General features: G+C 66.3%; 22 protein-coding genes and 2 pseudogenes. 8 read left to right on the plus strand and 16 right to left on the minus strand.

Annotated elements, in window-relative coordinates; all coding sequences use genetic code 11:
- Positions 1-226 precede the first annotated feature (226 nt).
- A pseudogene (locus tag JQS43_RS22220) lies at positions 227-577 on the plus strand (IS110 family transposase); the annotation flags it as partial.
- Between the two features lie 70 nt (positions 578-647).
- Here the strand turns inward: JQS43_RS22220 and JQS43_RS22225 are convergent.
- The 6 genes from JQS43_RS22225 to JQS43_RS26130 all read right to left on the minus strand — a co-directional run bounded on the left by JQS43_RS22225 (position 648) and on the right by JQS43_RS26130 (position 4636).
- Positions 648-869, minus strand: a complete 222-nt coding sequence (locus JQS43_RS22225; RefSeq protein WP_239676307.1) for a hypothetical protein — start codon at positions 867-869, stop codon at positions 648-650.
- Positions 870-1204: 335 nt separating this feature from the next.
- Positions 1205-1552: a hypothetical protein gene (locus tag JQS43_RS22230; protein WP_239676308.1), complete on the minus strand. Its 348-nt coding sequence runs from the start codon at positions 1550-1552 to the stop codon at positions 1205-1207.
- A 47-nt stretch (positions 1553-1599) separates the two neighbouring features.
- Positions 1600-1902, minus strand: coding sequence for a hypothetical protein (locus JQS43_RS22235; RefSeq protein ID WP_239676309.1), 303 nt, complete (start codon positions 1900-1902; stop codon positions 1600-1602).
- 18 nt (positions 1903-1920) lie between these two features.
- Positions 1921-2769, minus strand: coding sequence for a hypothetical protein (locus JQS43_RS22240; protein ID WP_239676310.1), 849 nt, complete (start codon positions 2767-2769; stop codon positions 1921-1923).
- A gap of 90 nt (positions 2770-2859) precedes the next feature.
- On the minus strand, positions 2860-4140 hold the full coding sequence (locus JQS43_RS22245; protein ID WP_239676311.1) for a hypothetical protein: 1281 nt from the start codon (positions 4138-4140) through the stop codon (positions 2860-2862).
- Between the two features lie 370 nt (positions 4141-4510).
- A complete protein-coding gene (locus JQS43_RS26130; RefSeq protein WP_275580955.1) occupies positions 4511-4636 on the minus strand; it encodes a hypothetical protein in 126 nt (41 codons plus the stop codon).
- Positions 4637-4950: 314 nt separating this feature from the next.
- Between JQS43_RS26130 and JQS43_RS22250 the strand changes: the two genes are divergently transcribed.
- From JQS43_RS22250 to JQS43_RS22265, 3 genes are all read left to right on the plus strand, one after another.
- Positions 4951-5187, plus strand: a complete 237-nt coding sequence (locus tag JQS43_RS22250; protein ID WP_239676312.1) for a hypothetical protein — start codon at positions 4951-4953, stop codon at positions 5185-5187.
- Entirely contained in the window at positions 5184-5336 is a 153-nt protein-coding gene (locus tag JQS43_RS22255) for a hypothetical protein (RefSeq protein WP_239676313.1), read from the plus strand. Before JQS43_RS22250 ends, JQS43_RS22255 begins: the two co-directional genes overlap by 4 nt.
- Positions 5337-6815: 1479 nt before the next feature.
- Complete coding sequence (locus JQS43_RS22265) at positions 6816-7211, plus strand: VOC family protein (protein WP_420847614.1); 396 nt, start codon at positions 6816-6818, stop codon at positions 7209-7211.
- Between the two features lie 466 nt (positions 7212-7677).
- On the opposite strand, the gene JQS43_RS22270 is transcribed toward JQS43_RS22265, so the two are convergent.
- Positions 7678-8931, minus strand: coding sequence for an IS4 family transposase (locus tag JQS43_RS22270; RefSeq protein WP_239675868.1), 1254 nt, complete (start codon positions 8929-8931; stop codon positions 7678-7680).
- Between the two features lie 250 nt (positions 8932-9181).
- The gene (locus JQS43_RS22275) at positions 9182-9910 is read right to left on the minus strand and encodes a hypothetical protein (RefSeq protein ID WP_239676315.1); all 729 of its coding nucleotides are present in this window, start codon (positions 9908-9910) and stop codon (positions 9182-9184) included.
- A 526-nt stretch (positions 9911-10436) separates the two neighbouring features.
- On the opposite strand from JQS43_RS22275, the gene JQS43_RS22280 reads away from it, so the two are divergent.
- The gene (locus JQS43_RS22280) at positions 10437-10757 is read left to right on the plus strand and encodes a hypothetical protein (RefSeq protein WP_239676316.1); all 321 of its coding nucleotides are present in this window, start codon (positions 10437-10439) and stop codon (positions 10755-10757) included.
- 1164 nt (positions 10758-11921) lie between these two features.
- Here JQS43_RS22280 and JQS43_RS22285 read toward each other — a convergent pair.
- The 5 genes from JQS43_RS22285 to JQS43_RS22305 all read right to left on the minus strand — a co-directional run bounded on the left by JQS43_RS22285 (position 11922) and on the right by JQS43_RS22305 (position 21052).
- Positions 11922-15314, minus strand: a complete 3393-nt coding sequence (locus tag JQS43_RS22285; protein WP_239676317.1) for a BTAD domain-containing putative transcriptional regulator — start codon at positions 15312-15314, stop codon at positions 11922-11924.
- Positions 15315-15732: 418 nt separating this feature from the next.
- Positions 15733-16005 carry a hypothetical protein gene (locus JQS43_RS22290; RefSeq protein ID WP_239679596.1) on the minus strand — a complete coding sequence of 91 codons (273 nt, stop codon included), beginning with the start codon at positions 16003-16005 and terminating at the stop codon, positions 15733-15735.
- Positions 16006-17110: 1105 nt separating this feature from the next.
- Positions 17111-17710, minus strand: a complete 600-nt coding sequence (locus JQS43_RS22295) for a class I SAM-dependent methyltransferase (RefSeq protein ID WP_239676318.1) — start codon at positions 17708-17710, stop codon at positions 17111-17113.
- Positions 17711-17795: 85 nt separating this feature from the next.
- On the minus strand, positions 17796-20282 hold the full coding sequence (locus JQS43_RS22300) for an FtsX-like permease family protein (RefSeq protein ID WP_239676319.1): 2487 nt from the start codon (positions 20280-20282) through the stop codon (positions 17796-17798).
- The gene (locus JQS43_RS22305; protein ID WP_239676320.1) at positions 20279-21052 is read right to left on the minus strand and encodes an ABC transporter ATP-binding protein; all 774 of its coding nucleotides are present in this window, start codon (positions 21050-21052) and stop codon (positions 20279-20281) included. The genes JQS43_RS22300 and JQS43_RS22305 overlap by 4 nt, the downstream gene beginning before the upstream one ends.
- Positions 21053-21171: 119 nt before the next feature.
- On the opposite strand from JQS43_RS22305, the gene JQS43_RS22310 reads away from it, so the two are divergent.
- Both JQS43_RS22310 and JQS43_RS22315 read left to right on the plus strand, forming a co-directional pair.
- Positions 21172-22443, plus strand: coding sequence for a sensor histidine kinase (locus JQS43_RS22310; RefSeq protein WP_239676321.1), 1272 nt, complete (start codon positions 21172-21174; stop codon positions 22441-22443).
- Entirely contained in the window at positions 22431-23072 is a 642-nt protein-coding gene (locus JQS43_RS22315) for a response regulator transcription factor (RefSeq protein ID WP_239676322.1), read from the plus strand. Before JQS43_RS22310 ends, JQS43_RS22315 begins: the two co-directional genes overlap by 13 nt.
- 941 nt (positions 23073-24013) lie before the next feature.
- On the opposite strand, the pseudogene JQS43_RS22320 reads toward JQS43_RS22315, so the two are convergent.
- A pseudogene (locus tag JQS43_RS22320) lies at positions 24014-24338 on the minus strand (GTP-binding protein); the annotation flags it as partial.
- Positions 24339-24365: 27 nt separating this feature from the next.
- Here JQS43_RS22320 and JQS43_RS22325 point away from each other — a divergent pair.
- Complete coding sequence (locus JQS43_RS22325) at positions 24366-24527, plus strand: hypothetical protein (protein ID WP_239676323.1); 162 nt, start codon at positions 24366-24368, stop codon at positions 24525-24527.
- Positions 24528-24543: 16 nt separating this feature from the next.
- Here the strand turns inward: JQS43_RS22325 and JQS43_RS22330 are convergent, their stop codons facing one another.
- Positions 24544-24993 carry a hypothetical protein gene (locus JQS43_RS22330; protein ID WP_239676324.1) on the minus strand — a complete coding sequence of 150 codons (450 nt, stop codon included), beginning with the start codon at positions 24991-24993 and terminating at the stop codon, positions 24544-24546.
- A gap of 40 nt (positions 24994-25033) precedes the next feature.
- Positions 25034-25198 carry a hypothetical protein gene (locus tag JQS43_RS22335; protein ID WP_239676325.1) on the minus strand — a complete coding sequence of 55 codons (165 nt, stop codon included), beginning with the start codon at positions 25196-25198 and terminating at the stop codon, positions 25034-25036.
- Between the last annotated feature and the right edge of the window lie 164 nt (positions 25199-25362).

Raw genomic sequence — 25362 nt, forward strand, 5'->3', positions numbered from 1 at the left:
GATCGTCCCCAGCCGGGGACTCCTCGGTCGCCCGGCCCGGTATGACTTACCGCCCCTGTCGTAGCCATGATCCGGGGGGGTGTTGTCGCCGGGTCGGGTGGCGTCGGCCGACCGCTGATAGGGACCAGGCCACCCCGCACCGGGTAGGTCTCCTCGTAACGTGGCTGCCGGCAGTCCGACGCCCAGACCCGCGACCGAGGCCCACCGAGGCGAGGAGTCCACAGAAATGCACGGCCAGTACGAGGTCTTCCTGGGACTGGACGTCGGCAAAGACGAACACCACGCGGTCGCGTTGGGCCGCGACGGCACGAGGCTCCACGACGCACCGCTTCCCAACAACGAAGCCAGACTGCAGACCCTGTATGACAAGCTCGCCCGACACGGCACCATCCTGGTGGTGGTTGACCAGCCCGCCTCCATCGGCGCCCTGCCGGTGGCGGTAGCCCGTGCCGGCGGACACCAGGTGGCCTACCTGCCAGGGCTGGCCGTGCGCCGCATCCCCGACCTGCACCCGGGCACCTCAAAGACCGACGCCCGCAGACGCGCCGAAGCGGCACGAGGTGGTGAGCACCGGCTATCACCACCGGCTGGACCAGCGCCTCCGCTGCCCCGACCTGCCCGTTCTCAAGGCACGCTGAGGCCGATGGCTAGCTACTCTTGAGCGGCCCGGTGCGTTGGCGCTCGACCCTGGCGGCCGCGTCGCGGAGCGGCTTGTCCTCGGCCACCCGCTGCATCACCGCAGGCCACTCCCACCTGACCTCCGGCCCCGGCTGGCGCCGCATCCAACCGAACATCGATCGCGGATCGTCGTTGAGCGCAGCCGGTGGGATCGGCGGAACCTCGCCCTCTGCGGCATCGACAAGAGCCATATAGAAGTTGACTGTGCCGGTAGTACCGCGGTCTCCCCAGTTCACACCGTCGGCGCGGTAACGCGACACGGCCGGCAGCGGCACCAGCCGCGCCGGCGGCGTTGTCGATCGCGGTCGACGGCAAACTGCTGCGGGGTGCCCGGCTAACTGCCGGCGGCAGGTGCACTTGTTGTCGGCCTACGAGGTCGCCAGCGGCATGGTGTTGGCCTAGGTCGCCGTCGTTACTTTGGTTTCGAAATGGCTCGGTCGCCAGCTTGTAGGCTTCCTCCAGCGAACTCCAATCGCCACCCAGGGTCACCACAAGCTAAGAAGGCAGACTGCGGTCGTTAAGTACGCTAGTCGACGACTAGCACGATCCCGCACACCAGGATCACGAGGAACAGGATTCCTGCGCCGATCAGGTGCTTTGGGCTGCGCCACTGCCGGGCGACGTTCTCTTTAACGGTGCGGTCACTGTCTGGTTCTCGACCTGGGTCGAATTGGTAGCCCTGTTGTTCCAGGTTGGTGATCGCTTTAGCGATCTGGCCGATGGTGGCGAAGTCCCGCTCGGCGGATGGGGCCCCGCCGCGGCGGAACATGTAGACGTACATCCGGTAGCCGGCTTCGTGGCGGATTACCTCGAAACGGGGGCCGGCTGCGGACACCCACACGCCGGTGGGTTCGTCATCATCGGGGGTGGTCATGTTCGCACCGTAGCGAATCTGGCACGTCGCGAGTTGCGGAAGGTCCGTCAACGCGGCGGTGGGCCGCTGCCAAGGAGTTCGACTGCCGTTCCTCCGGCGCAGATGCCTTCCAGGACAGCGCGGGCGCTTCGGCCGTCGGGTAGACGCACCCCGACGTTGCCCACCTCGAACGCTCGCATCGCCTCGGCATGCGAGTCGAACGTGGCGGTACCGGCCCACTGCTTCCCAGGGTCGGAGATCCAGAGTGCGACGTGAATTTCGCTGGCTTCGCGGCCGTGGATAAGCGTGGCCGGCCCTTCGTATATCACGCGGTCGAGGATACCGGAGCCGGCGGCCTGCTCGCCGATCACGGCGGGCCACCGACTCATTTACGATGAGCCTGCGCTCACCCGATACAGCGTGATCGCTTTGTCAAGCATCGTCTTCGCCACCCTGGCCCAGCCCAACATCAGACCTATGTCCAGCGAGTAGTAACCCAGCCCAATCCCTGGATAGAGATCAGCGACCTTCTGTCGAGCAAGCGCCGAGTTGGTCGAGCTCTCTTGCCCGTGGGCAAGACCACTGCATGCAGACCAGGTAGCAGCGGCTACATCCTTGCCCATGCCAACGATCTCTCCAGCCTCTTCAACAACCTTCTCGTAGCCGAACGATCCAAGCAGCACCGTTGCCGCGTTCCAATCGGTCTTCTTACAGTCGTCCGGCTTGCACCAGCCGGCGGCGAACAGCGCCTGGACCACCTGCTGACGCATCTCTTCCTCGGTCTTGGGGAGGGTCACCCCGAGCCTGTCGTACAGGCCATAGGTTGGATGAATCTCCTTCCATGCCAGCCTGAGACGGTTGACTATCCGGTCTGTCGAGTCCTTCGGGCCAAGCAGCCACACAGCTGTGGCCGCGTTCTCCAACGCAGCGCGGACCAGCGTCGGTTGGCCGTACCTGTGGACGGCGACGCGGGCTTTGGATTGTCCTTCCCAGGTGACATTTAGGCTGCTACGGAGGCAACCCATGGTGTCGATGCCCGCCGAGATCCCGAGGGCGGCCTGGGCGCTCAGTGCGTAGCGACTGCCGATGCGCCGGTCGTCGTCCGCGAGCTGCGAGCCTTCTTGGACCATCCAGAGGCCGGCCTTCGGATCACTAACAGCCCCTTCCCACTCAGATAAGGACGAGTCAAGCAGGGATAGCAGCTCGCAAAGATGGCGGCTACTTTCCTCAGGTACCATCGGGTCTCCACTCTGGGCAGCAGTTGAGTGTCCGGCATACGGCGCCGAGAGAAATCATCAGTTCCCGGCACCCGGATCCCCCTCCTCAGTCTAGACGTGACCAGTTGAGGTTCGGTACTTCAGCGGAATCTGGGGAACTAGGTGAGCGACCGCCGGAGCAGTACAGTCGAGGTCTCCCTCAACCTGGAGTTGTCCGTCGACATGCAGCAAGGACGAGCTGACACCACCTCTGATTGCGACGTCTCCAGCAACGACGACCAAGCCCTCCGCTAGTCCCTCGGGCAGCGACGAAGCCGCACGGTAGGGTGCCGGAAGTGTGGGCTGTACGCTCTCTGGGGACAGCTCATGGTCACCTAGCCGGGCAGGCTCCCCGTTGTCGTAGCCGACGGTAACAACGGGCTGGTCGCTTGATGCATCACAAAGCAGCGCCGCGTTTCGTGCAGTACCACCGACGCGCAGAGTACTGCCAGCTTTGATGATGAGGCCATCGTCGTGACCGGCCACATCTTCGGTGACCGTAATCTCCTCGGCGGACAGCATGCCGCAGCCTTGTACCGAACCGAGGCGGAGGTAGACAGCCAATACCCGCAACTGCCCGGTGCAGTCGTCGGTGATGGCGACAGAGTTCGCCGCATCGACTGTCAGACTCTCGTTGACTGTTCGGAACGCAATGTCACCGATCGGACCGGTGAACTGGCACGCGGTCGCGGTGCGCTTGACATCGACTGCAAGTCGTGTGGCACTGCCTCCTTGTGATCCCGGGGTTCCAGTCGCTGCGACGTGCACGTTCGTAAGGTTTGTAGCGGAAAGGGACTGGGTGAGGTGCAGTTCCGCGAGTGTAGGGCCGATTCCCCTTACCTCCCCAGTGGCGGTGAGACATCGAGCTGTCAGTGCATTGCGGATCTCCACAGCCGGACCGAAGGGCTTCCGTTGTCGCTTGGCCCGTGCGCTCTGCGGTGGAGGGTGAACCTCGACCTGTTCAGCCTGGACGGACTCGGCAATCAGATGTGTACAGGTCAGCTTGCCGGTGATCACGAGATTCTTGATCGACGCCATCTTGGCGTGCAGGCTGCCACCGAAGTCGAGCTGATCTAATTCAATGTCCTCCAGCTGTACCGCTCCTGAACCCCGTAGCGAAGTAAGCCGCGCGTTTCCGCTGATGGTTATCATGGCTGCCGGATCCACTGCTTCCGTCCATGCCTGGTAGGTGACGGGATGGTCGGCTTCGGCCACACTGGCGACAGCATAGCTACCCGGGGACAGGAACTGTAGCCTGCTGCCGTTCTGGCGGAGATTGAGGCGCACGTGACGATTGGTCGCGGGCGTTGGTTCCGAAACCCGCACCGATCGTAAGCCCTGTTCAATCGTCACCGCGTGACGGCCGCACCTCCGCAAGTGCCACCCGACGCGTGCGCCAGGTCGGGCAGCGCCTATCACCACGGGACCTTCTCGACCGGGATCGGCAATCTCGATAGCCCATCCGTCGGGCATCTCGTCGAACTCAACCCGGTCGATGTTGACCTGACGTAGGCCAACGAGTACCCGGCCGGCCTCCGTCACACGCGCGAGGGGCCTGATCTTGATAGGAACCACTCGAGAAGCTCAGTCACCAAACCTGGTCTCCAACCCAGCGGAAGCGTCCGGCACTTCAAGCGGCAAGCTCTTACGCTACTCGCGAAGTACGACACCCGGCCAGCCAGGTGATTGGACTGGTCGGTAGGTGTCGCTGCCGGACCTATACTCACATGTGCCACACCTCGGCGGCGTCCTTGGCTTTGGGCAATTGAAGCGGCGCCTTCTCCAAGGTCACCTCTCGTGAGCTGCGGGAGAGCACAATCTGGAGGTCAAGGGAGATGAATGCCCACACCCGATGGTGGTCGAGACGAGATGGCAAAGGACCTCGCAGCCCGAACGGTCGAAGGAGCACCCTAGATGCAGTGCCCCGGCGAGGTCGCGTTATGTCCCAGTTAGACGTATATGGGTCGGACTCGTCCCGTTACGGCGGTTAGAGCAGAGCAGGCACGACTCCGATGATCATTTGGGTGTCGAGACCAACTGATCATGAAGGCAGACCGCGTCTGCCCTCGTATCCTCTCCCGTGGTGCGCATCGGCGCGCGCCGGGTCGCTGCCGACGCTGATCGCGTTGAGAACTGCCCGGGGTGCTGACACACCTGGCTGCGGTGTCTGACCCTCGGAGCCGTCGCGGCCGGCGCCACCGGCTGGTCGGAGTGCTGGGTGTGGCGGTGTGCGCGGTGCTGGCCGCGGTCGGGCTTCGACCTAATCCGATCACCGGGGTGGTGCGCGCGCCGGGCGAGTCGACTGTGCGGCGCGTGCTCATCGGTATCGACGCCGACGTTTTGGACGCGGCGATCGGCGACGGGCTGCAGGAACTCTCGCCGCCCCGCCGGCACCGGTGATCGAATCGCCCACACCACGAACGCCGTGGCGGGCGGTGGCGTTGGACGGCAAGACGTTGCGCGGCACGGGAGTATCTGGTGAGCAGGTGCATCTGCTGGCGGTGATGGACCCCAACCTGTATCAGCAGCTCAAAGCTCTACCCTCGTGACAGGTGCCGATCGGCGACCACACCCGCGGCCGGGGCCACGGCCGCGACTAGATCCGACGTCTGCAGGTGGTCACCACCGCCGGGCTGCGGTCCCCGCACACGGTGCAGGCGTTAAAGATCACCCGATGCACCGAACCTACCGGCGCAGCCGCTAACGCACCATGACCGCCTATGCCATCACTAACTTGTCCGCCTACCAGGCAAGCCCAGCCCACCTGGCCGAACTACTTCCGGGGCCACGGCGCATCGAGGCCCTGCACCACATCCGGGACGTCACCTACGGCGAGGACGCCTCCCTGGTCCGCACCGGCAACGGACCGCGGGCCATGGCCAGCCTACGCAACCTGGCAATCGCCATCCTCCGAGTACGGGGCGCCACGAACATCGCGAATGCCTCAGGGCACAACACGCGCAGCCCTTTCCGACCCCTGCAGATTCGGCATCGTTAACTCTTGAACCGACAAACCGCGATCTTGCCAAGGTCCCTGCGAGGACACGCGTATGCGGTGCACCCCCCCGACTCGGGACGCACGGACGGATGGCGGACGAAGTAGACGCGGATGGATTGGAGTTCGCGGGTTTCCGGAGCTAGACCGGCTGCCGGGCCAGCCGCCGTAGCGCGCTGTAAAACCGTCGCGAAAGCTACACTGGTTCGAATCCAGTACCCGCCACCACCAGCGAGAACCAGCCCCTGACCAGGTGAAACCTGACCAGGGGCTGTCGCACTTCGGTCCGGCTATCACCGGCCAGCGGCGGCCCGATCCGGACGTCTGTGGAACATCCGTGGAACGAACTTCATCGGCAGGTGTCGCTAAGACTCCACATCCGGTCGCAGCGCTTCAGCGATCCGTCGCCGCGCAACCCGGTCCCGACCGACCACGCACCGGCCGTACACCCTGAGGAGTACGTTCACGCTGTTGCCGGCCCTTTCGGCGACCTGCGTGGGGTCTACCCCTGCGTTCGGCCAGCTCGACACCGCCGCATGCCGAAGGTCATACGGCTGCGCCCGTACGACGAGTCGGGCAGGAGCAGCTCGAAGGCCGGCCCCAGGGCGGGAGAGCTGCCAACCGGCGGCCAGGGCCTGGCGGCCCCCGAGAGTCACAGTGCCGGGTAACACCGGCTGGCTCGGTGATCCGAGCCAGTTGCCAGGATGAGCGCAAGGCAACGACGCGACCATCAGGCGCCTGGCTGCTCCTGATGCTCGGCAGCGAAGGTCAGCGGCGACCAGCCGAGGGCTTGACAGTAGGTGGGTCTGCGCCGGACCGACCAGCGGTAGGTCACGCCATCTTCCGTGATCTTCCGCGAACCCTTCATTGGCAACGTCATTCGCACCCCCGTCGGTCTCGCCATCCCGCGGCGGGCACCGTAGCGAGAATCCCGTAGCGCCGCTATCGATAACGTAGCCCGCTGCTCAACGAATCCGGATCTGCCGCTGACAACGCGCAGCAGACCCGGGGCCGCGGCTACGCGTACGCTGGCTTGGTGCAGCTCGACTTCGTTACCGTGATCGTCGACGAGTACGACCCTGCAATCACGTTCTTCACCAGCATCCTCGGCTTCGACCTCGTCGAGGACTCGCCAGCTCTCACCAACGACGGACACCCCAAGCGGTGGGTCGTCGTCCGCCCCCCGGGCGCACAGACTGGGCTTCTACTCGCCCGCGCAGACGGAGAACGACAAGGTGCCGCGGTAGGTGACCAGGCAGCCGGCCGAGTCGGATTCTTCCTCCGTGTCGAGGATTTCGGCAGCACGTTTCGGCGCATGACGGACGCTGGTGTCACCTTCGTTCGGGAACCGCGCACCGAACCCTACGGTCGGGTCGCGGTATTCCTCGACATCGTCGGCAACCGGTGGGACCTCCTCGGCGACCGCTGAAGCCGCGGCCGGATCCAAGTTCGGGCGTCCTCATCTGCCGCCGATAGCGCGGAGGCCGATGCGCCGATCTGGGCGGTGTCGCGTGGCCAAGAGCGAGCCGCCCAGTGGACGGGCTGCGGCGGCCATCTGGCGGTTCGATGTCGGCTGTCCAGGACTCGGCAGGTACAGCTGAGGGACCCGAGAGGTGAGACGCCTCCGGCCACCCGACCAATGTGCGCAATCAGGCGGTCCATGAGGTGCCCAAAGGCGCCTCATGGACCAATGCCGTTAAGGTAGGGCGTCTGGGCAGGCCAGGATGGGTGTGGGTGGTCCGGCATGTCGGATGATCTTGTCGGTGGGTCGCTTGACGCGGTAGGAGTTGTGGCGGGCGCGTTTCACCGCGCGGGGGCAGGTACGTTGACGCCGTCGTGGGTTGAGATGCCGCAGGATTTCCTGTGTGGACTCGGCGATCGCTTCGGTGAGGTGTTCAGGGGGAAATAGCCGCCTGGTCGGTGACCTGGCGGCGGACCACACGAAGGCCACGTATGAACGATGTCCGGTCGGGGTCGTAGCCAGCCTCGTCGGCGGCGTCGACCAGTAGGGCGCGGATGCCGTAGTGTGCCAGCAGCAGGCCCCACAGCTCCTGCTCGACCAACTCGGGGGTCTTCGACCGCAACACTTGGCCACGGCCCCGCAGGTCGGTCTTGACCTCGTCGATAGCCGATTCCTCTTCCCAGCGCTGGTGGTAGGCGCCGGCCAGCTCGCCAGCGTCGACCTGCCGCGGATCCAGCATGGTGGTGACCACGGCGATCAGCTCACCGCCGGGGTTACGGTCGGGCACGGTGTACTCGACCACCCGCACCAGGCGGGCCAGTTCGGCAGGCACCTCGGCGCCGGTTTTGGCCGCCGCGGCCAGCCGGGCACGCCGGTCGGCGTCCAGCCCGGGCCGGTAGATCAGGGCCAGGTAGGAGCCGTCGGCCAGCCACCGCAGGTGCCCGATCGACACCGACGCGCCGATGCGCCAGAGCAGGTCAGCACCCGTATCGGCGAAGCTGTTGAACAACTCCCAGGAGTACAAGCCGGCATCGGCGGTGACCAGCATGTCCGGCTCGATCTTGTCGACCAGTTCGGCGGCCAGGGTTCGTTCCCCGGCGCGGGCCGCGCCGGGCACCGCGGCCACGATCGCCCGGGTGCCGCACTCGGCCAGGGCCATCACCTGCAGTTTCGGGAACGCCGAAGCCTTCGGACCCGACCCGATCCGCCCGAAATGTTCCACGTTGGCGTCGCTGTCGGGCACGTCGAAGCTGGTGCCGTCGATAGCCATCAGCCGGCGCCTTGCCAGCCACGCCCCCTTCGTACCAGTGGTGGCGATCGGCACCGCTGCCCGGTCGAACAGTTCCTTGACCGGTGCCGCACCCAGCCGTTTACGGGCCTGGCAGATCGCCGAGGCGGTGGGCACCTGCCAGTCATCGACCCACGAACCGAGCTTACGAAGGTTCCCCACCAGCCGCCGCATCACTTCCTCATAGGACTCGTTTGAGTACAGGCCCAAGGCGATCGCGTAGCGGATCATCACATGAGCAGGAAGCAGCCGGCGGCGTTTCTCCCGTACACCGGTGTCGTTGATGACTTCCTCGATCAGGTCCCGGCCGAACCTCGCCGACAGCACACCCAGCCCGATGTGGTCGGTCAGCCGGTCACCCGAAACCTGCTCATCTTCCTGCCCCTGCGGCACCGCCATGACCGGGAACGGTAACCCACCCGCCGGCGCAACGCTCACCCCACCGCGCTGACCTCGAAAAACGCCCCTACCTTAACGGCATTGCCTCATGGACCGCCTTAGCTATCGATCTAGCGGGCCCATCCCACCACGGCTAGCTGCGCTGTTTCTTTATCACGTAGATCAAACCGACGACAAGAGCAACGATCGCAAGCGTTACGATCGCGAGAGAGATGATGAACGAGATAGCCGCTGCAGACATAACGATCACTTAATTGTTAGTCGTCCAGGCGTGGGTCATGCTCACATTGGCCTGCATCCATGCAGTCCATCCGACAGGAAAGCCTTCGAATGCCAACGAGACATCCGCCGAATACCTTACCTGGGTCGGACTCCACTGCTCAAGTCGGTGCGAGGAGAGTGCGCCACCGATCACACGGTGGTGGTGTCCCCAGTAACGCGTAATCTGGGCACCCTGCAAGTATACCCGCTGAAAGTCCATGTAGAAGCCCATCATGATCACACCCAGGTCGACCCGTGCTAGGCATTGGTCGTAGTAATCGATGCTCGGAGTACTCCGAAGGGTGCATCCGCTAACCGATTGCGGTGTGGCATGACCAGAGGTAGCCGAAACTTCGGGGTGCAGATCGGGAACGACGGATACTGCGATCGATCCGTCTTCGTAAGTACTAATGTCGACAACCTGGTTCTCCTGGCGCTGGATCTCCGTGCTCACCGGGGAAGCCCCGGTAAGGGAGTCCCATGCCTCGCCGGCCTCAAGACTTTCGATCAGCGTATCGGCGGTACCCGGGTCTACGCCGTACTGAGCGAAAAAGTCATGCAGCTGCTGGCGGTCACTTTGGTCTAGTCCGATCTGCGGGGTTTCGGCCGACGCAGGGCTGGGCGCAACGATGGTGATCGCGAGAGTAGCAGCAAGAACTGTTCCGAGAAACTTGCAGGCATTCCGGATTCGATCTGATCCTGACAACGAGCGAGCCATGCTAACTCCTTCTTCGCGTGCTCTAGGGGTGAAAGTAAGGCGAGATTCTTAATGGGGGTCGAACATTCCCGTAAGAGAGCTCGAAAAAATGCGCATTGCTGCCTCCAAGCCCGGTCTACACCGGTGTCGACTACTGGGTTTCGACATGAAGCTACTCCACCAGCAGTTGCGAATCGCTGTACGACGGCTGGCGTCAGCCCGCGCGGACTCCCTGCAAAGTTCCTGTTCAGAGGTGGCAATTTCTGGATCTGGCGCAGCACCGGCAGTTTTGGGGGCTTAAGGCAACGGCTCGGTATGACTTCGCCTGCAGGTGTGACGGTAGCTACGGGGTGGTGGAGGTCGCCTCCTAAGGCGGATCGCTCCGGATATCTCCGACATTTCTCGAGCAGCACCTGCTCGAACCAGGCGCCGGCGACTCCGACGATGACCGTCAGCCGCATGCGATTACGTACCCCGGAGCGCTTTTTCGGGGTGGCGGTGGGGTTCGACCTGGGTCAAGCTTCCGCCGGGACGGACCGAACCAGCTGTGGGGAACGACATAACCGAACACCCAACGCGCGAAGGCAAGCTCTACTGCCGCGTTGTGCTCGACGCCTATTCATGGCCATCCACGCGCGCAGCATTGCCGGCCATCCCGGCGGGGATCATTCACGGCGACCATGGCACGCAGTTCACCTCGTGGAACTTCACCGAACGCGCCCGCAAGGCCTGCCTGGCTCCGTCGATGGGCAGCGTCGGCGACCCGTACGACAACGCTGTCGGCGAGGCGTGCTGGGGCCGCCCGCAGAGCGACGGCTCGACCGCCGCCGCTGGCGCACCCGCGACGAGCGGGTGCGCCAGCGCATGACGGTGTGAGTATTCGGTCCGATCTGTCGGATAAGCGGGGCCCGGGTGACTGGTCGAGCGTCGCGACCGGTCACCCGGGCCTCAAGTGGAGCGGCCAGGAATTCAGATCTGCTGGATGTACTGCGCCATCACACCGGGCATGCACGGGCTGCCGACCCTCGTCTGAGTGGCGACAAAGCCGGGAGGGACTTGACTGCAAATCCATATGTCACTACGAGGAGCTTCGATGTACTGCGCGACCACATTCGCAACACACGGACTGCCGGTCCTCATCTGGGTAGCCACGTACCCAGCGGGGACCCCGTCGCAAATCCAAATGTCACCGCGAGGAGCTTCGATGTACTGCGCGACCATATTCGCAACACAGGGACTGCCGGTCCTCATCTGGGTGGCCACGTACCCAGCGGGGACACTGTCGCAGATCCACACGTCGCCACGAATGGGCTCGATGTACTGACCCACAATGCCGCCGGCACACAGATCAAGACGCTGCGCCGTAGCCATGTAGCCGTCGGGGACAGCGCTACAGATCCATCCGGTCCATCCGCTGGCCTGTGCAGGCGCTGCCGTGGGCAGGATGGCGGCGACCGTCGCGCCGATCATGACAATTAACGCCGCAGCAGCTCTTGTGAGCAAAGAAAGGAACGACATCGCTTCTCCGTATCACTCATGCAATCTGGATGAAACAAGGCCAACAAGGGTTTGCAACTGTGTGGAATGGTCCACCCATAGTTCCCGATATCACCTCCACGGCCCGGACTCCGCCGGACTGCCTGCTGGTCTGAAATCAAACTAGTCCGCAGCCGTTGCGAGTCGCTGTACGCTGGCTGGCGCCAGCGGGTAGGCATAGCCAGCGGAAGTTCCCAGCTCAGCGGGTCGGGTCCTGGCTCCCGCTGCGGGACCGGCAGTTTCGGCAATATTGGCAACGGCTCCGGCAAGTCATCGACTCACGAATCCCAGCCTTCGTAGAGACACTGCGTGAAGCTGGCACGTAGAAGCTTTCGCTGAATGCGCTCAACGCCGGCGGAGTCAGCGGCACCGCGTTCTCACCCTTGGTGAGGAGGCAGCCTCTCGGATCGATGTGGAGGCCAACGGGCTGGCGCCAGACCTCGCCGCGGCGGTCATCTTCGGGCGGGTTAGGGCGCGCGCGGTTCGTCGAGGTTGGTCATGCTGGTCGCTGGCCCTGGTGGGCCAACGCGAGATTAGCCTCCGCCAGTGCGGCCTCGGCCGCCTTGTGCAGGAACCGATAGTGCAGGCGGTCGGCCAGCCCCAGAGCCCGGCGAACCAGCGGCAGTGCCGACGCGGGCTCACCAACCTGGATGTGCACTCTGGCAAGTCCAACCAGCGCCTGTCCCTCCCCGTAACGGTGGTGGGCATCAAGCGACAGGCTCAGCGCTGCCCCGTGCCGTTCGCGGGCTTCAGTCAGCTGGTTCCCATCTCGGTGCAGGGCGCCGAGAATGTTGAGGGCGTCAACCTCGCTGGTTCGATAGCCGATGCCACGCGCAACCGTCAGGGCCTCCTCGGCGTGCTCCAGGGCTTGGGGCCGGTCGCCCAAATCCCAATACAAGGCAGCGAGGCAGCGCAAGGCCTCGGCCTCGCAAGACCGGTAGACGGTCTCCCGACAGATCGTCAAGGCTTTCGTCAGGTCCTCGAGCGCCACATGGAGATGGCCGAGGAGGTGTTGCACCTCGCCCAGATTCGCGAGCGAGACGGCCTCACCCGTGCGTGAGCGCAACGAACGTTCAAGCTGAAGGGCTTCCTGAAACAACTCGGCCGCCTCGTCTAGTCGGCCGATGTGGCAGTAGACGACCCCGAGGTTGTTCAGATTGATGGACAAGCCGCCCAACCGGCCGGTGCGCCGAACCAGTTCCAAAGCCTGCGAGTAGTGCTCGGCTGCCTCCTTTGGGCGGCCCAGCATCTGGTTCAATTCTCCAAGGCTGCCCTGCGCTGCGGCCTCGCCGTCCGCCCATTGCGCCCGGCGCGCCAGCAGGAGCATTCGTTCGGCATGGAGGCGCGCCTGGGCCGGACGGCTCTGGCGGATGAGGCCCCCAATAGTGTTGAGGTGAGCCGCCGCCTGCGCCTGAGCATCGCCCTGTGCCTCGGCTGACGCCAAGGCGGCATGGGCGACGGTAAGCCAGCCGACTGGGTCCACTCCCAGGAAGAAGTAACCGCGCAGGGCGTCGCCGAGCCGCCACGCGAACGGGTATGGTCCCTGCTCGGCCGCGGTCCGGATCAGCGCGATCAGGTTAGCCCGTTCGGCATCCAGCCAAGCAGTCGCCGCTGCCTCGTCGGCGAAGAGCGACGTGCCCCGGACGGCGTGCGGGGTGTCGCCACGGGGGAGGCGCAACATGGCTGGATAGAGGAGGTCCGCAGCGTCGTCGACCCTAAGGAGGTAATGGTCGTAGAGGGCCACCAGCGCACGCTGGCGTTCGGTGCCGTCGTCCTCCCGCGCCGCCCGGTCCACAGCGTACAACCGCAACAGGTCATGCATGGCGTACCGGCCGGAGGCGTGATGGCGCAGCAGGTGGGCGCGGGTCAGCTCGTCCAGCGATTCTCTGGCCCGCTCCGGTGAGACACCGCCGAGCGCCGCGCTCGTCTCGACGGTCACGTCATCTCCTGGCGCCAGGCCGACCAACCGGAACAGCCGCTGCGCGTGCGCCGGCAGGTGGGTGTAGGACAGGTCGAACGCCGCACGGACGGCTGCCTGGCTATCCCCGTTGATCTGTAGCACCGCCAGCCGGTTCGCCGCTGACAAATCGGCCACATAGTCGGCGATGGTGGAGCCGACGCGATCGGTGACGTTCGCGGCGGCGACCTGCAGCGCCAGGGGCAGCGATGCACATGCCTGCGCCAAGGCGGCAGCCGCCGCCGGTTCCCTGGCGACGCGATCCGCGCCGATGCTCCGGGTGAGCAGGGTGAGCGCGTCGGCGGGCGGCAGCACGTCAATCGACAGCCGTGGCGCCCCCTGCTGGACAGCGAGTCCACCCAGTGAGTCGCGGCTAGTCACCAGTGCCAGGCAGCGCGGACCGCCGGGCAGTAAGGGGCGCACCTGCTCAGCGTGTCCGGCGTTGTCCAGGACGATGAGAAGGGCCCGATCCGCCGTCAGACTGCGAAAAAGTGCGGCGGCCTCGTCCAGCTCGACCGGGACCTCGCTGGCAGGGACGTTGAGCGAACGGAGGAACCGTCCGATGACATCGACGGGTCGGGCGGCCGTCGACGACGAGAAGCCTCGTAGGTCGACGAATAGCTGCCCGTCAGGGAACTGATGGCGTACCCGGTGTGCCCAGTGCACGGCCAGTGCTGTCTTGCCCACCCCCGCCATCCCGGTGAGCACACACAGGTTGACCACCGTGGACCTGCCCGGGCCAGCGACCTCAGGAATTAGACTGTCCAGCTCGCGCAGGTGTTCTTCGCGTCCCGTAAAGGTGGCTATGTCGACCGGCAGCTGGGCTGGCTGCGGCGCTTCCGGCGCCCCGGCTGGGAACCCGCTTTCGGTCGCGATGACAACCTCGGCCGCCGGTGTCGTGCTATGCCGACCCCGCAAAACAGTCAGCCGAGCCGCCGATAACTCCTGACTTGGATCGATGCCCAGCTCTTCAACTAGGCGCCGGCTGATGGTCTCGAATACCGCGAGCGCCGCTGCCTGTTGTCCGCCAGCGGCCAATGCCAGCATCAACCGCGCGTGCACGCCCTCATGTAAGGGTTCGTCGAGCGCCAGCGGCCGCAGTAGGGTCGCGACCTCGTCGTGGCGTCCCATCGTCATCGCGATATCGGCGAAGGTTAACGCAGCATCAATCCGCCGATTAGACACCATCACCGCCGCTGGATGGTCGGACAGCCGCGGCTCGGCACGGCCGAGGACCGGCCCTCGCCAGCACCGTAGCGCGCGTGCCAGCAGATCTGCGGCTTCGGGGCACGCGGTCGGCTGCTGCCTGGCCCTCGCCTGATCGGCTGCGGCGAGCAGGTCGTCGAAGGTGACGAGGTCTAGTGCCCCACCGGTGAGCGTGAGCCGGTATCCGCCGCAGGTGCGTTCGAGCAGCGGCACCCGAGACATCGGTTGCCGACGGCGCCCGGTTGTCGCGTCAGCGGTCAATAGGCGTCGAAGTCGACTGACGTAGACGTGAACCAGGTTACTTGAGGTCGCTGGAGGTTCCTGTTGCCACAACACGTCGACGATCTCCCGCTGGGACACCACCTGTCCGTACTGCAACGCCAGCAGCGCCAGCAGACACCGTTGATGCCCTGACCCCAGATTGAGGACGGCTTGATCAAGTCGCACCTCCAACGCACCGAGCACAGCGACCCGAGGGTGCTTCTCAGGCCCATCCGCAGCGGCGGCGGCAGCCAGGATCAGCTGCTCTTCTGTCTTCGAAAGCTGTAGAGCCGCAGTGAGCCGCTCGACAGAACGCCTGTGCGGACGGCGGATACGGTCATTCTCCAGGTCACGTAGGCCGCGTACGCTCATCCCGGACTCGCGGGCCAGATCCTGCTGGGTGAAGCCCGCCCTGAGTCGGTAGTGACGCAGCACGGCACCCAGCTGCTGCTCGGGTTGAACCACGAAGATCGACCCTCCGACGCCTGCCCATGTCCTCTTACCCGGCCCTCTCATCCTGCCGGTTGGCCCTCAGCAACACCAGATATACGGGCCTACAACATTGGGACTGTTGTACCTTTAGTACGCAAAGGGGTCAGCGACCGGCTCGTATACCACTCGCGCGGACATGACCCGACCGACATATTTGAACATCTCACCCGCGAAGGGCAAACTCGACGGCTGCGTCGTGCTCGACGCGCCAACATCGGCATTGACCGTGGCCCGGGCCAAGGGATCGCAGAGCTGGAGACCGAGGTCAAATTCTTGAGAAGGCAGCTGCCACGGTGAAAAGTTGGTGCCCCCGACGAGCCGGTCGTCCTCGTGGCTGAACTGGCCGCTGAGGGCGTCCGGGCCGAGCAGGCATGCCGGTCTCTCGCTCGGCTTACGAAGCTCTTGGCCGCTGCCCCATCCGCGAGGACGTGATCGGCAATGCCGCGCCCTGGTTAGCTGGACTGTCGGGCAGACGAAAATTCAGCTCGTCATGCCCCGCGGCCAACCGCTGCCGCGCCACCGCCTTCAATAGCTCCAGGTCAGCGTCGGTGTGCGCGGACCCGATCTGCTCGATGTCCCGCGACCCCCGGTACTGCGAGTGCACGATCTGCGCCGCCCGGCAGCTGACCCGAGGCCGGCCGGCGGCCCGGCAGCCCCGCCGCACCTTCGATCAGTCTACATAGGGGAAACTACACCGCGAACGCTCATCAACCTCTACGCACTTCGGAGCGACGAGGCTAAAGATCGTAACGGGGGTTCGGATCCTCTTTCCCCGACGTCTATTCCCTGGCTGGCGGCAGCACGTCCGATATCCAGCCCGCCATCGCCGTATACCCGGTCATGCCCGCCACGGTCGCTGCCGCGACCAACGCCAGGACCAACGCCAGGACCAACGCCGCCGGATGATCCCGCCCTGCGACGAGCGAGCACCTTAACGACATTGGTCCTTATTCATGGCTCGGCGGTCAGGCGGAGGTCTGCACAGACAGCGGCGTGGTCGCTGCCGGCCTCGCACGCTTGCTCATACAGGTACCGCACCGAGTCGACCTCCAGGTGCTTGCTGCCCCAGATGCCATCGAACCGGCGAGCAGTACCGGGACCGTGCGCCGTTTGCCCGTGTAGTGGGAGGGAGCCAGCGGCCCGTTCGGACGCTGCACACTTATCCGCTCCATCTCTTCGGGATTGGCGGCAAGCCATCGCCGTAACGCATCGTCAAACCCATGGATCTTGTCAGGTCCGAACAGGATGTCATCGCCAGGAGCGCCACCGAGCCGCCGGTGCCCGGTGTACCAGTGAGTTCTTGTGCGCTGAAACTCGGGGTGGTCGATCTCAGGAGTGTTGGCGTCGGCGCCTAGGACGACCGGGTTGCTTTGCTCGGCGGGGCGTGGTAGCTGACGACGGTCAATGCCCGTCCCTCCACTGGGATGTGGCCGATGAGAAGCCGCTCAGGAAGCGGCACGTCGGTCAACAGCTGTACGGACGGCGGTGGTAGCCCTCGACCCCCGATAGCACAACCGCGGTTGCGGGCCATGCCATCATGCGGCAATGGTTCCCTTAATTCCAGGGAGCTGAACGCCCAGTCCATACCTGCGGTCCGTGACGAGCGTGTCGAGAGAGCCAGCGTTAACAGGGCTTCGGCACGAAGACAATCTCCTTCACAAGATCGTCAGACCCTACGTCTCCTCACTTCCGTGTCCGTTGACCGGGGGCAACATCAGGTGTCGGGCGAAGGACCGCAGCGTGCTGTCCCGTTCGAATGCCGGAATCGGTCACGGGTGGGTGGCGACGACGACCGTGTCGAGCGCTTCGACAGTCTCACCGTCGACCACGACCGGACGCCGGGCCGTCTCGGCCTGCCGGATCTGCATGCCCGGCAGGTCGGCGACGACCGCATCGGGCGTCTGCAGCACCGCCGGGTCCTGCGGGCCACCGGTGCCGTCGGTGAGGTTGGCCAGATCATGACCGACGACCACGAGCGAACCACCCGGACGGACCGCCGCTGCCGCCCACCGTAGGACCGCCGCCAGGTCAGCCCGGGGCAGCTGCAGATAGGCGATGACGACCAACTCGTACGCGGCCGGTTCAGGCTGGTAACTGATGACGTCGGCGACCTCCCACGAGACGTCCACACCCCGATCGTGGGCCAGCTGCCGCCCCCGCTGCACCGCTACCGGGGAGAAATCTACGGCGGTGACCAGCCAACCGCGTTCGGCCAACCAGACCGCGTTGCGGCCCTCGCCGGCGGCGACGTCGAGCGCTCGGCCGGGTGACAGGTCGGTGGTCGCCGCCACCACGAACCGGTTCGGGTTGGCGGTCCAGACCAGGTCCGGCGACGCGGCGTAGCGGGCGTCCCAGTCAGCACTGTCCACGGTTGTGCTCCCTTCGTCGGCGACCTGGTTGGCGCGTCTGGTATCTATCATGCGGGATGGGTGGTGAGCGAGCTGGACTCACCGATCAGGCCGACCTCCGCATGGCCTTGCGTGCGGGCAGTTCGGTGGCGGCCAGGACCAATCCGAAGCTGGTGGCGACGATGAGGGCGTAGCTGAGGATGTCGATGCTGGGGAGGATCCGTTCGCCGTGGCTGAGTGCGAACGTGAGTCCGCACAGTCCGGGCAGGGACGCCACCGTCGCCACTAGACACGCGGTGGCCGCGAGGAAGGTCGCCTCCCAACGCACCGTTCGCCGTTGCTGGGTCGGGGTGGCCCCGACGATTCGCAGGCAGGCGAACTCTGCCCGACGCGAGAGCGTCGTGATCACCAACGAGTTCACCACTGTGATCGCGATGTAGCCCCAAAGGATCAGCAGCAGGAGGACGGGGAAGACGCCATCTGCGGGCTCTTCCGTGAGCAGGCCGGCCCCCGTCGGGTAGCTGACCTCGAGGCCCGGTCGCCCGGCGAGATACTCCGTCAGCTGCTGCTCGACCTCCGGCAGGGCCGCGCCGTCGGCGACGGTGACCGCCAGCGCAGTCGCATTGCCGGTGGCCATCGCCGGCTGCACGTCGCCGATCGGGAGGACCGCGTCACCGAAGCCGAGGCCCCGAAGGTACACATCGGTCACGTGGCGCTTGATCGGTTGGCCGTCAGGAAGCACGATCTCAAGATCGTCGCCCGCTTCGGAGCCAAGGGCGGCTGCGAGCTGGGCGCTGATCGCCACGCCACCGTCAACGGGGCTGACGGTGCGCGAACCGACGGGTTGCAGGTCGGCGTACTGTTCGATCTGGTCTCCGCCGACCGCGAGCGCGGGGATGGATTGCCAGTTCGTGTCGTGCTGCCGGCCACGGATCAGCACGCTCGTCGTCACGATCGGCTGGACCGATGCGACCCCGGCGGTCGCGGCGAGGTCCTCCGCCACCCCGTCGGCCACCCCGGTCGACCCTGCGGTGACCAGCAGGTCGGCGCGGTGTCCGGCCTCGAACTCGTCGACCGCGATCGCGCTCAGGGTCGTTCCCGAGAAGAGTTGGGTGCAGCTCAGGCTTACCCCGAGCACGATGGGCGTCAGGGCGCCGCCGACCCGTGCAGAACGTGCGCTGAGACTGGCGATCGCGAGATATCGAGGTGCCGAGCGCGCGGCCCGCCGCCGCTGCGTCCACGCCATCAACCGGACTATCAGCGGGCTGAGCGGACCGACCGAGATGGCGATCACCAGTCCGGCCAGAGCCGGTAGCCCGACCGCCGCCTCGCCCGACACGTACGCCGGCGCGCTCGCCATGATCAGTCCCAGCGTCACGCCTGCCCATCCGGCCAGCACTCGGGCACACCCGGACTTCCGCTCATCGGCTCCATCGAGGCCGGTGAGCGGGCTGCCGCGGACGGCCCGTCCAAGCGAGAGCAGTACGGCGATCTCCGCGGAGACGACCGCGACGGCGAACGCCGCCACGGACGGCCACGGGCCATACACCGGTTCGAGGCTTCGCGGGATGACCTCCCAGGACCGGAGGACGCCGACCAGTCGAGCACCGAGCAGCGGACCGACCAGGGCGCCAGCCGCGGCAGCGGCGACCGCGACCCCTCTGATCTCGCCGCGCAGGAGCCGCTTCACCTGTCGGGGGGTGGCGCCGATGACGCGCAGCATGGCCAGCTCGCGGGAACGTTCCCTGATCTGTAGGGAGGTGAGGACGACGAGGGTGAACGCGCTGACGATGATCGCCAGGGCGCCGAAGGCGGCGGCCGCGGAGACCAGCGCGCCCTTGGCCGGGCCCTGCCGGACCACTTCGATCTCGCCCCGGTCGCCGGCCGGCCACAGCCGCCCGCCGTTGCGCTCGGCGATGGCCCGAAGGACCGCGGTGTCGTCGCCCGCCCCGGGCCACACCCCCACGACCGCGACCCGCTGCTCCGGCTTGCCCCGCAGGCGATGATGGTCGTCGCTGAGGTAGACGTCTGCGACATCGGTGCCGGAGTCGTCGACGGCGAGGACGCCGACGACCGTGGCTGGCTCCGGCTCATCACCGAAGCCGAGTTCGACGATATCGCCGAGATCCGGCCGGGTAGGGCCATCGACGCCGCCCGACAAGACGATCTCGGTTCCGGCCTCTGGGGCCCGGCCGGATGCGAGGCTTCGGTCACCCAACCCGGTCGCCGACCAGGGGTGGACTTCGACGGGTATCGGGTCGCCCTGACCGGCGACGAGGACTGCGGGCACGATCCGGTCCGCGACCACCCGGGCATCGGGCAGCGCTTCCGATACTTCGTCGACGACAGCAGCCGGCATCAGCGCGCGGCCGGGAACTGGCAGGTCGACGTCGTCGGGAATCGGCCGGGCCTGGTGGGCACCGATCAACACCGGGGCAGCGGCGTACTCACCGGTGCTGACCTGACCGCTCACGCCGGTCTCGGTCAACAGGCCGAGCATCCCCACCAGCATGGCGGAGAACGTTATGGTGATGGCGAGCGCGGCCACCTGCCCCCGTCGCCCACGCAAGCTGCGACGAACCAGCCAGCTCACCGGTGCCGTCCCAGCTCCGCCACCGCAGCCGCGATCTGCGTTGCGGAGGCTCCGCGCAGCTCGCCCTGCCACCGGCCGTCAGCCATGAACAGGACCCGGTCAGCCGCCGAGGCTGCCACCGGGTCGTGGGTGACCATCAGGACCTGCTGGCCCAGGTCGCGCACGATCGAGCGCAAGAGGCCGAGTACGGCCTCGGCCGTGGCGGAGTCGAGCGCGCCGGTCGGTTCGTCGGCGACCACCAGGTCCGGGTCGGCGATCAGTGCGCGCGCGAAGGCGACCCGCTGTTGCTGCCCGCCGGAGAGCTGAGCGGGTCGGTGGTCGAGGAACCCGCCGACTCCCACCGCGTCGGCGAGACGCTGCACGGTTGCTGGGTCGATCTTCTCGCCCGCCAGCCGCAGCGGGAGCGAGATGTTGTCGGCGGCGGTCAGGGCGGGGATCAGATTGTAGGACTGGAATACCACGCCGAGCCGGGATCTCCGCAGCTTCGCCAGGCTGGTCTCATCGAGGCCGGTGATGTCGGTGCCGCCCACGAAGATCGCACCGGAGTCGGGCTTGTCGAGTCCGAGCAGGCAGTGCAGCAGCGTGGTCTTTCCGGACCCCGACGGCCCCATGATCGCCGTGAACGTCCTCGGTTCGAGCACGAGATCGATCTCGACCAGAGCTTGCAGCCGGCTCGCGCCACTGCGGTAGCTCTTGCTGACGCCACGGATGGTGACGGGAGCAGCTGGGCGGCCCTCGTCGACAGTCGGACGGTTACGCTTTCTGACCACGCTCTCATCGTCGGGAGAGCGCGGCGGCCCGGGAATCCAGCGCGGTCCCGGATCGTCGTAGTGCTGGCTATACCGTCGTGGCCAGGTTCCACCAGTCACATCCTCGGTAGGATCGGCTCGTGAGTGACAGGAGCAGCCGGGATCCCCGGTCGACCGTCACCACCGCGGCAGCTCGCCACCTTCGCGCGGTGCGCTACCTGGTCGGGAACCTGCTCGCCGGCTTGGTTGCCCTCGTGCTCCTCGTCGTGTCGGTCGCCGTCCTGGTCCTGTCAGTGGTGGGAGTGGGGCTGCTCTTCGTCGGGCTCCTGGACCGTCAGGTGCGCCGGTGGTGCGACCGAGAGCGCACCCGCGTCGGCCAGCTGCTCGGCCGGCGGATCGATTCGCCCTACGTCGGCGAGGCCGGGGCGCGACTAGCCGACGCCCGCGACCACGCGGCTTCGGGCAGTCTCGGCCGCGACGCCGGCACGCTCGTCGCGCGTGCGTTGGTCGGCGTCCCGCTCGGCCTAGTGGCGATCTTTCTACCGCTGTTTTCGCTGCCCTACGTCCTGCTCCCGCTCTACTGGTGGGCCCTGCCCGACGGGGAGACCGCGGTGATGTTCGAGGTGACCTCGTGGCCGGTGGCGCTCGCCGCAGTGCTGATCGGTCTCGGTGGCCTCACGCTCTGGGCGGCAGCTCCAGTTGCGTCACGGGTCGACACCACGGTAGCGGCGGCGCTGTTGTCACCGGGCCCGGCGCAGGAGCAGCGCCGCCGCGCCGAGGTCGAGCGGCTCCGGCGAAGGTCTGCCGTGTCCGCCCACTCCGCGGAGCTGCGGCGGATCGAGCGGGATCTGCACGATGCGGCCCAGAACCGGCTGGTGGCGGTCGCGATGTACGTCGGCATGGCTCAGCGCCAGTTGGAGACCGGATCAGGAGACCCTGGCCCGTCGCTGGCGAAGGCCGGCCGTGCCGCGACCGACGCTATCGCCGAGGTGCGGCGGGTCATCCACGGCATCTACCCACCTGTGCTCGCCGAGGAAGGGTTGGTGCCAGCCGTGGGGCTCCTCGTCGACCAGTGCCAGATCCCCACCCGGCTGCATGTGGACCGTCCGGCGCCCACCCCTGCTTCGGTCGACGCCGCGCTCTACTTCGCCATCTCCGAACTACTGACCAACATCGCCAAGCACAGCGGCGCCCGGTCGGCGACGGTGCTGCTGCGCTGGGACGTCACCGAGCAGGTCCGATGGGTGACGGCGGTGGTGGGCGACGACGGCAAGGGTGGCGCCGACCCGAGCCTGGGCAGTGGCATCGCGGGCGTCGAGAGCCGGGTCCGGGCGCTGGGGGGCTCGCTCCAGGTAACGAGCCCGCCGGGCGGCCCGACCAGAATCGAGGTGAGCCTGCCATGCGAGTCGTGATCGCGGAGGACGACGCGCTCCTGCGCGAAGGCCTGGCGGCGCTGCTTCGCGCCGAGGCGATCGAGGTCGTCGCGGTGACCGACTCTGCGGCGAGCCTCGAAGACCTGGTTGGTGCGCACGACGCGAGCTTGGCCGTCGTCGATGTTCGGATGCCGCCTACGTGGACCGATGAAGGGCTCCGGGCGGCCATCGAGATCAGGCGTCACCGGCCCGACTTCCCCGTGGTCGTCCTCTCCGCTCACGTCGAGCCGGCAGCAGCCGGCCAGTTACTCGCCGACGGGGCCGGGTCGGTGGGGTATCTCCTGAAAGAGCGGGTCGCCGCCGTCGGCGACTTCATCCACGCCGTGCACCGGGTCGCCGGCGGCGAGACCATCCTGGACCCCGAGGTGGTCAGCACCCTCATGCAACGTCGCCGCAGTCCGCTGGCGGCGCTCACGGGCCGCGAACGCGACGTACTCGAGCTGGTGGCTCAGGGGGCCCGCAACGGTGAGATCGCCGCGAAGCTTAATGTCTCCGAGGCGGCGGTCAGCAAGCATATCCGGGGTATCTTCGACAAGTTGGGCCTCCACAGCGAGGACGCGGGCCACCGACGAGTCCTCGCGGTCTTGTCCTATCTACGCGAGCGGTGACCCGCATGCGCGCAGCCTCGGCGGTCCGGGAACTACCCAAGGGATCGCACCCTCGTGTAGGGCACCGCTGGCCAAATCGGGTCACTTGATCATCAGACATCGCCGCAGCTCAGGTGATGCTGCGGGAGCGTTTACTCTGCTTACGCATACGCCATCGGCCGGGCTGTCGGGCTGTCGGGCTGTCGGGCTGCAAGATCGGCGGGCAGATCGTCTTACCCGACTTGGTGGGTCGAGTGGCGCCTGGTTTGCCAGTATGAACCTGGCTTGTCGCCGTAGTGGATCACCACTCAACCGACCAAGCGGCCGACAATATTGACAGCCGGGCGCAAGGGGGTCTGCTGACAAGCCCACCACCTGGTACAGACTTCCGTCGGACGCGATCCCGGCGCGAGTCAGCCGGCGGCAGAGAGGACCGACGCCACAAGTGGCGGCCCGGAGGCAGCTCAGCGGCCTGCCAGCCACCTTCTTGCTGTCTACTGCCCTTCTTGAATTGACCAGCAGAGCCGTATAGGACTCTGCTGGTCAATTAAGACAAGCCTGTGCCCTGGCGAGACGTTCTGCTGCGACTAGGCGGGGTCCGGTGTGGACGATACCCGGGCCGCCACTTGACCTACCGGGCGAGTTGAGCGGCGCCCCTGCCCAACCCCGACATGGTTGGGCAGGGAGGGATCTTGTATACCGGAATATCCGACTTTTCTGTACGCAAGATCCCTCCCTGCCCAACCATGTCGGAAATGCCGTGGTCTCGCGGCCGTGCGGCGGCCGAGTTGGGGTGTCGAGCTGAAGATCCAATGAGTGGACCCCGGCCAGGACGCCAGCTCAGCGGCTCCCGTCGCCGCCTTCTGCGCTGCTCCAACCCTTCCTCAACTAACCAGCAGAGTCGTATACGTAAGCAGAGCAAACGCTCCCGCGACACCCTCCTGAGCTGCGGCGAGGCAAGATGATCAAGCATCGCTCCTGTCGCCGGTCGCCGAAGATCGGGTCCCAGCGGGACTCCAGGTCGGCCCGGTCGGCCGGATCGTCCGGCCACTGCCCCGAACTCGCCACTGGCACGGCGGCCAGGTCGCAGCGGGCGGACGGTCCCGCCTGGGACCACAACGCCAGCACGTCCGGGCGGGTCGCCAACCAGAGGAACCCCTTGGACCGTACGACGTCGAACGTGTCGAGTTCGGATAGTAGATCCCAGAGCCGTTGCGGATGGAACGGTGCGACGGCTCGGTAGGCAAGACTGCTGATGCCGTACTCGATGGTCTCCGGAACATGGTCGATCCTCGCGTGAGATACTCCGCCTCAGTGACCGACCCGTTTGAGCCGCCGCCCTCCGACCGTGGTCTCCGCATGATCGGCATTACGGCGTTGGGTTATGCCATATCGACGCTCGTGTTGCTTGGCCTCTGTTGCTACGGCATTTACTGGGCGAACCAGGAACTGTTGGGTTTCTTTGCTGACTTCTGACCTGCTTGCGTAGCTGTCAGGATCCTGGTCGGTCGCGGTGCGCCAGTGGCAGGAACTTGACGAAGGACGCCACCGCTATGGCAGCGACCGCTAGGTGCATCACCATCAGTCCGATCACGCCGGGCCAGGTGGTGCCCGGCGACGATTCGCTCACGCCAAGCATGACGTCGGGCACCAGCGACACCGGCACCACCACCGGCACGAGTATCCGCAGGACGGCTGCGGGGTTGGCGGCGCGGCGGCGTACCACCTCCCAGCCGATCATCCCGGCGATGACGCCAATCGTGGCGGCCGAGATGTACGCACCCGGGGTGAAGGGCATGAACTCGGAGGGAATGGTGGCGATGGTGCCGACCGCGGCTGCGATGGCGGCGCAGGCGAGGCTCCCCAGAACGATCGGGACGAGCAGTGCGGCGATCAGGCCGGCGGGTCGGGCGGGTGCCACTGTCGCTGAGGGAACGGACATGGCGGTCTCCTTTCGGTAGCCGGGCGGGGTTCGCGCGGGGTCACGCGTCTTGGCTCTGCAGCCGCCAGGCGGCGGCGGTGATGAGGGCGACCAGGTAGCCGGCGAAGACGGCGAGACCGGTCCAAGGCGACAGTTGGGTCGCGCTCTGGCTGACGGCGGTGAACGCACCGCCGGCCTCCGACGGCAGGTGGAGTGAGGTTCTCATTCCAGCTCTCCGGCAGCAGGATCATAGCGGCGCTGGGCAGCAGGAACATCACGCCAACCAATGTGGAGATGGCGGCGGCCGTGGAGCGCAGCAACGCCCCGAGGGCGAGTCCGAGCATCCCCGCTCCGCTAGGGTGCGGCCGCGCGTGACGTCATTCACAGTTG

The organism is Natronosporangium hydrolyticum (genome assembly GCF_016925615.1).
Lineage (GTDB): Bacteria > Actinomycetota > Actinomycetes > Mycobacteriales > Micromonosporaceae > Natronosporangium > Natronosporangium hydrolyticum.

Coding starts and splice junctions, on each gene's coding strand:
- JQS43_RS22225 (WP_239676307.1), bottom strand. CDS start 869: ATGGCTCTTGTCGATGCCGCAGAGGGCGAGGTTCCGCCGATCCCACCG.
- JQS43_RS22240 (WP_239676310.1), bottom strand. CDS start 2,769: ATGGTACCTGAGGAAAGTAGCCGCCATCTTTGCGAGCTGCTATCCCTG.
- JQS43_RS22275 (WP_239676315.1), bottom strand. CDS start 9,910: ATGGCTCGCTCGTTGTCAGGATCAGATCGAATCCGGAATGCCTGCAAG.
- JQS43_RS22315 (WP_239676322.1), top strand. CDS start 22,431: ATGCGAGTCGTGATCGCGGAGGACGACGCGCTCCTGCGCGAAGGCCTG.
- JQS43_RS22270 (WP_239675868.1), bottom strand. CDS start 8,931: ATGGCGGTGCCGCAGGGGCAGGAAGATGAGCAGGTTTCGGGTGACCGG.
- JQS43_RS22230 (WP_239676308.1), bottom strand. CDS start 1,552: ATGACCACCCCCGATGATGACGAACCCACCGGCGTGTGGGTGTCCGCA.
- JQS43_RS22335 (WP_239676325.1), bottom strand. CDS start 25,198: ATGAGAACCTCACTCCACCTGCCGTCGGAGGCCGGCGGTGCGTTCACC.
- JQS43_RS22330 (WP_239676324.1), bottom strand. CDS start 24,993: ATGTCCGTTCCCTCAGCGACAGTGGCACCCGCCCGACCCGCCGGCCTG.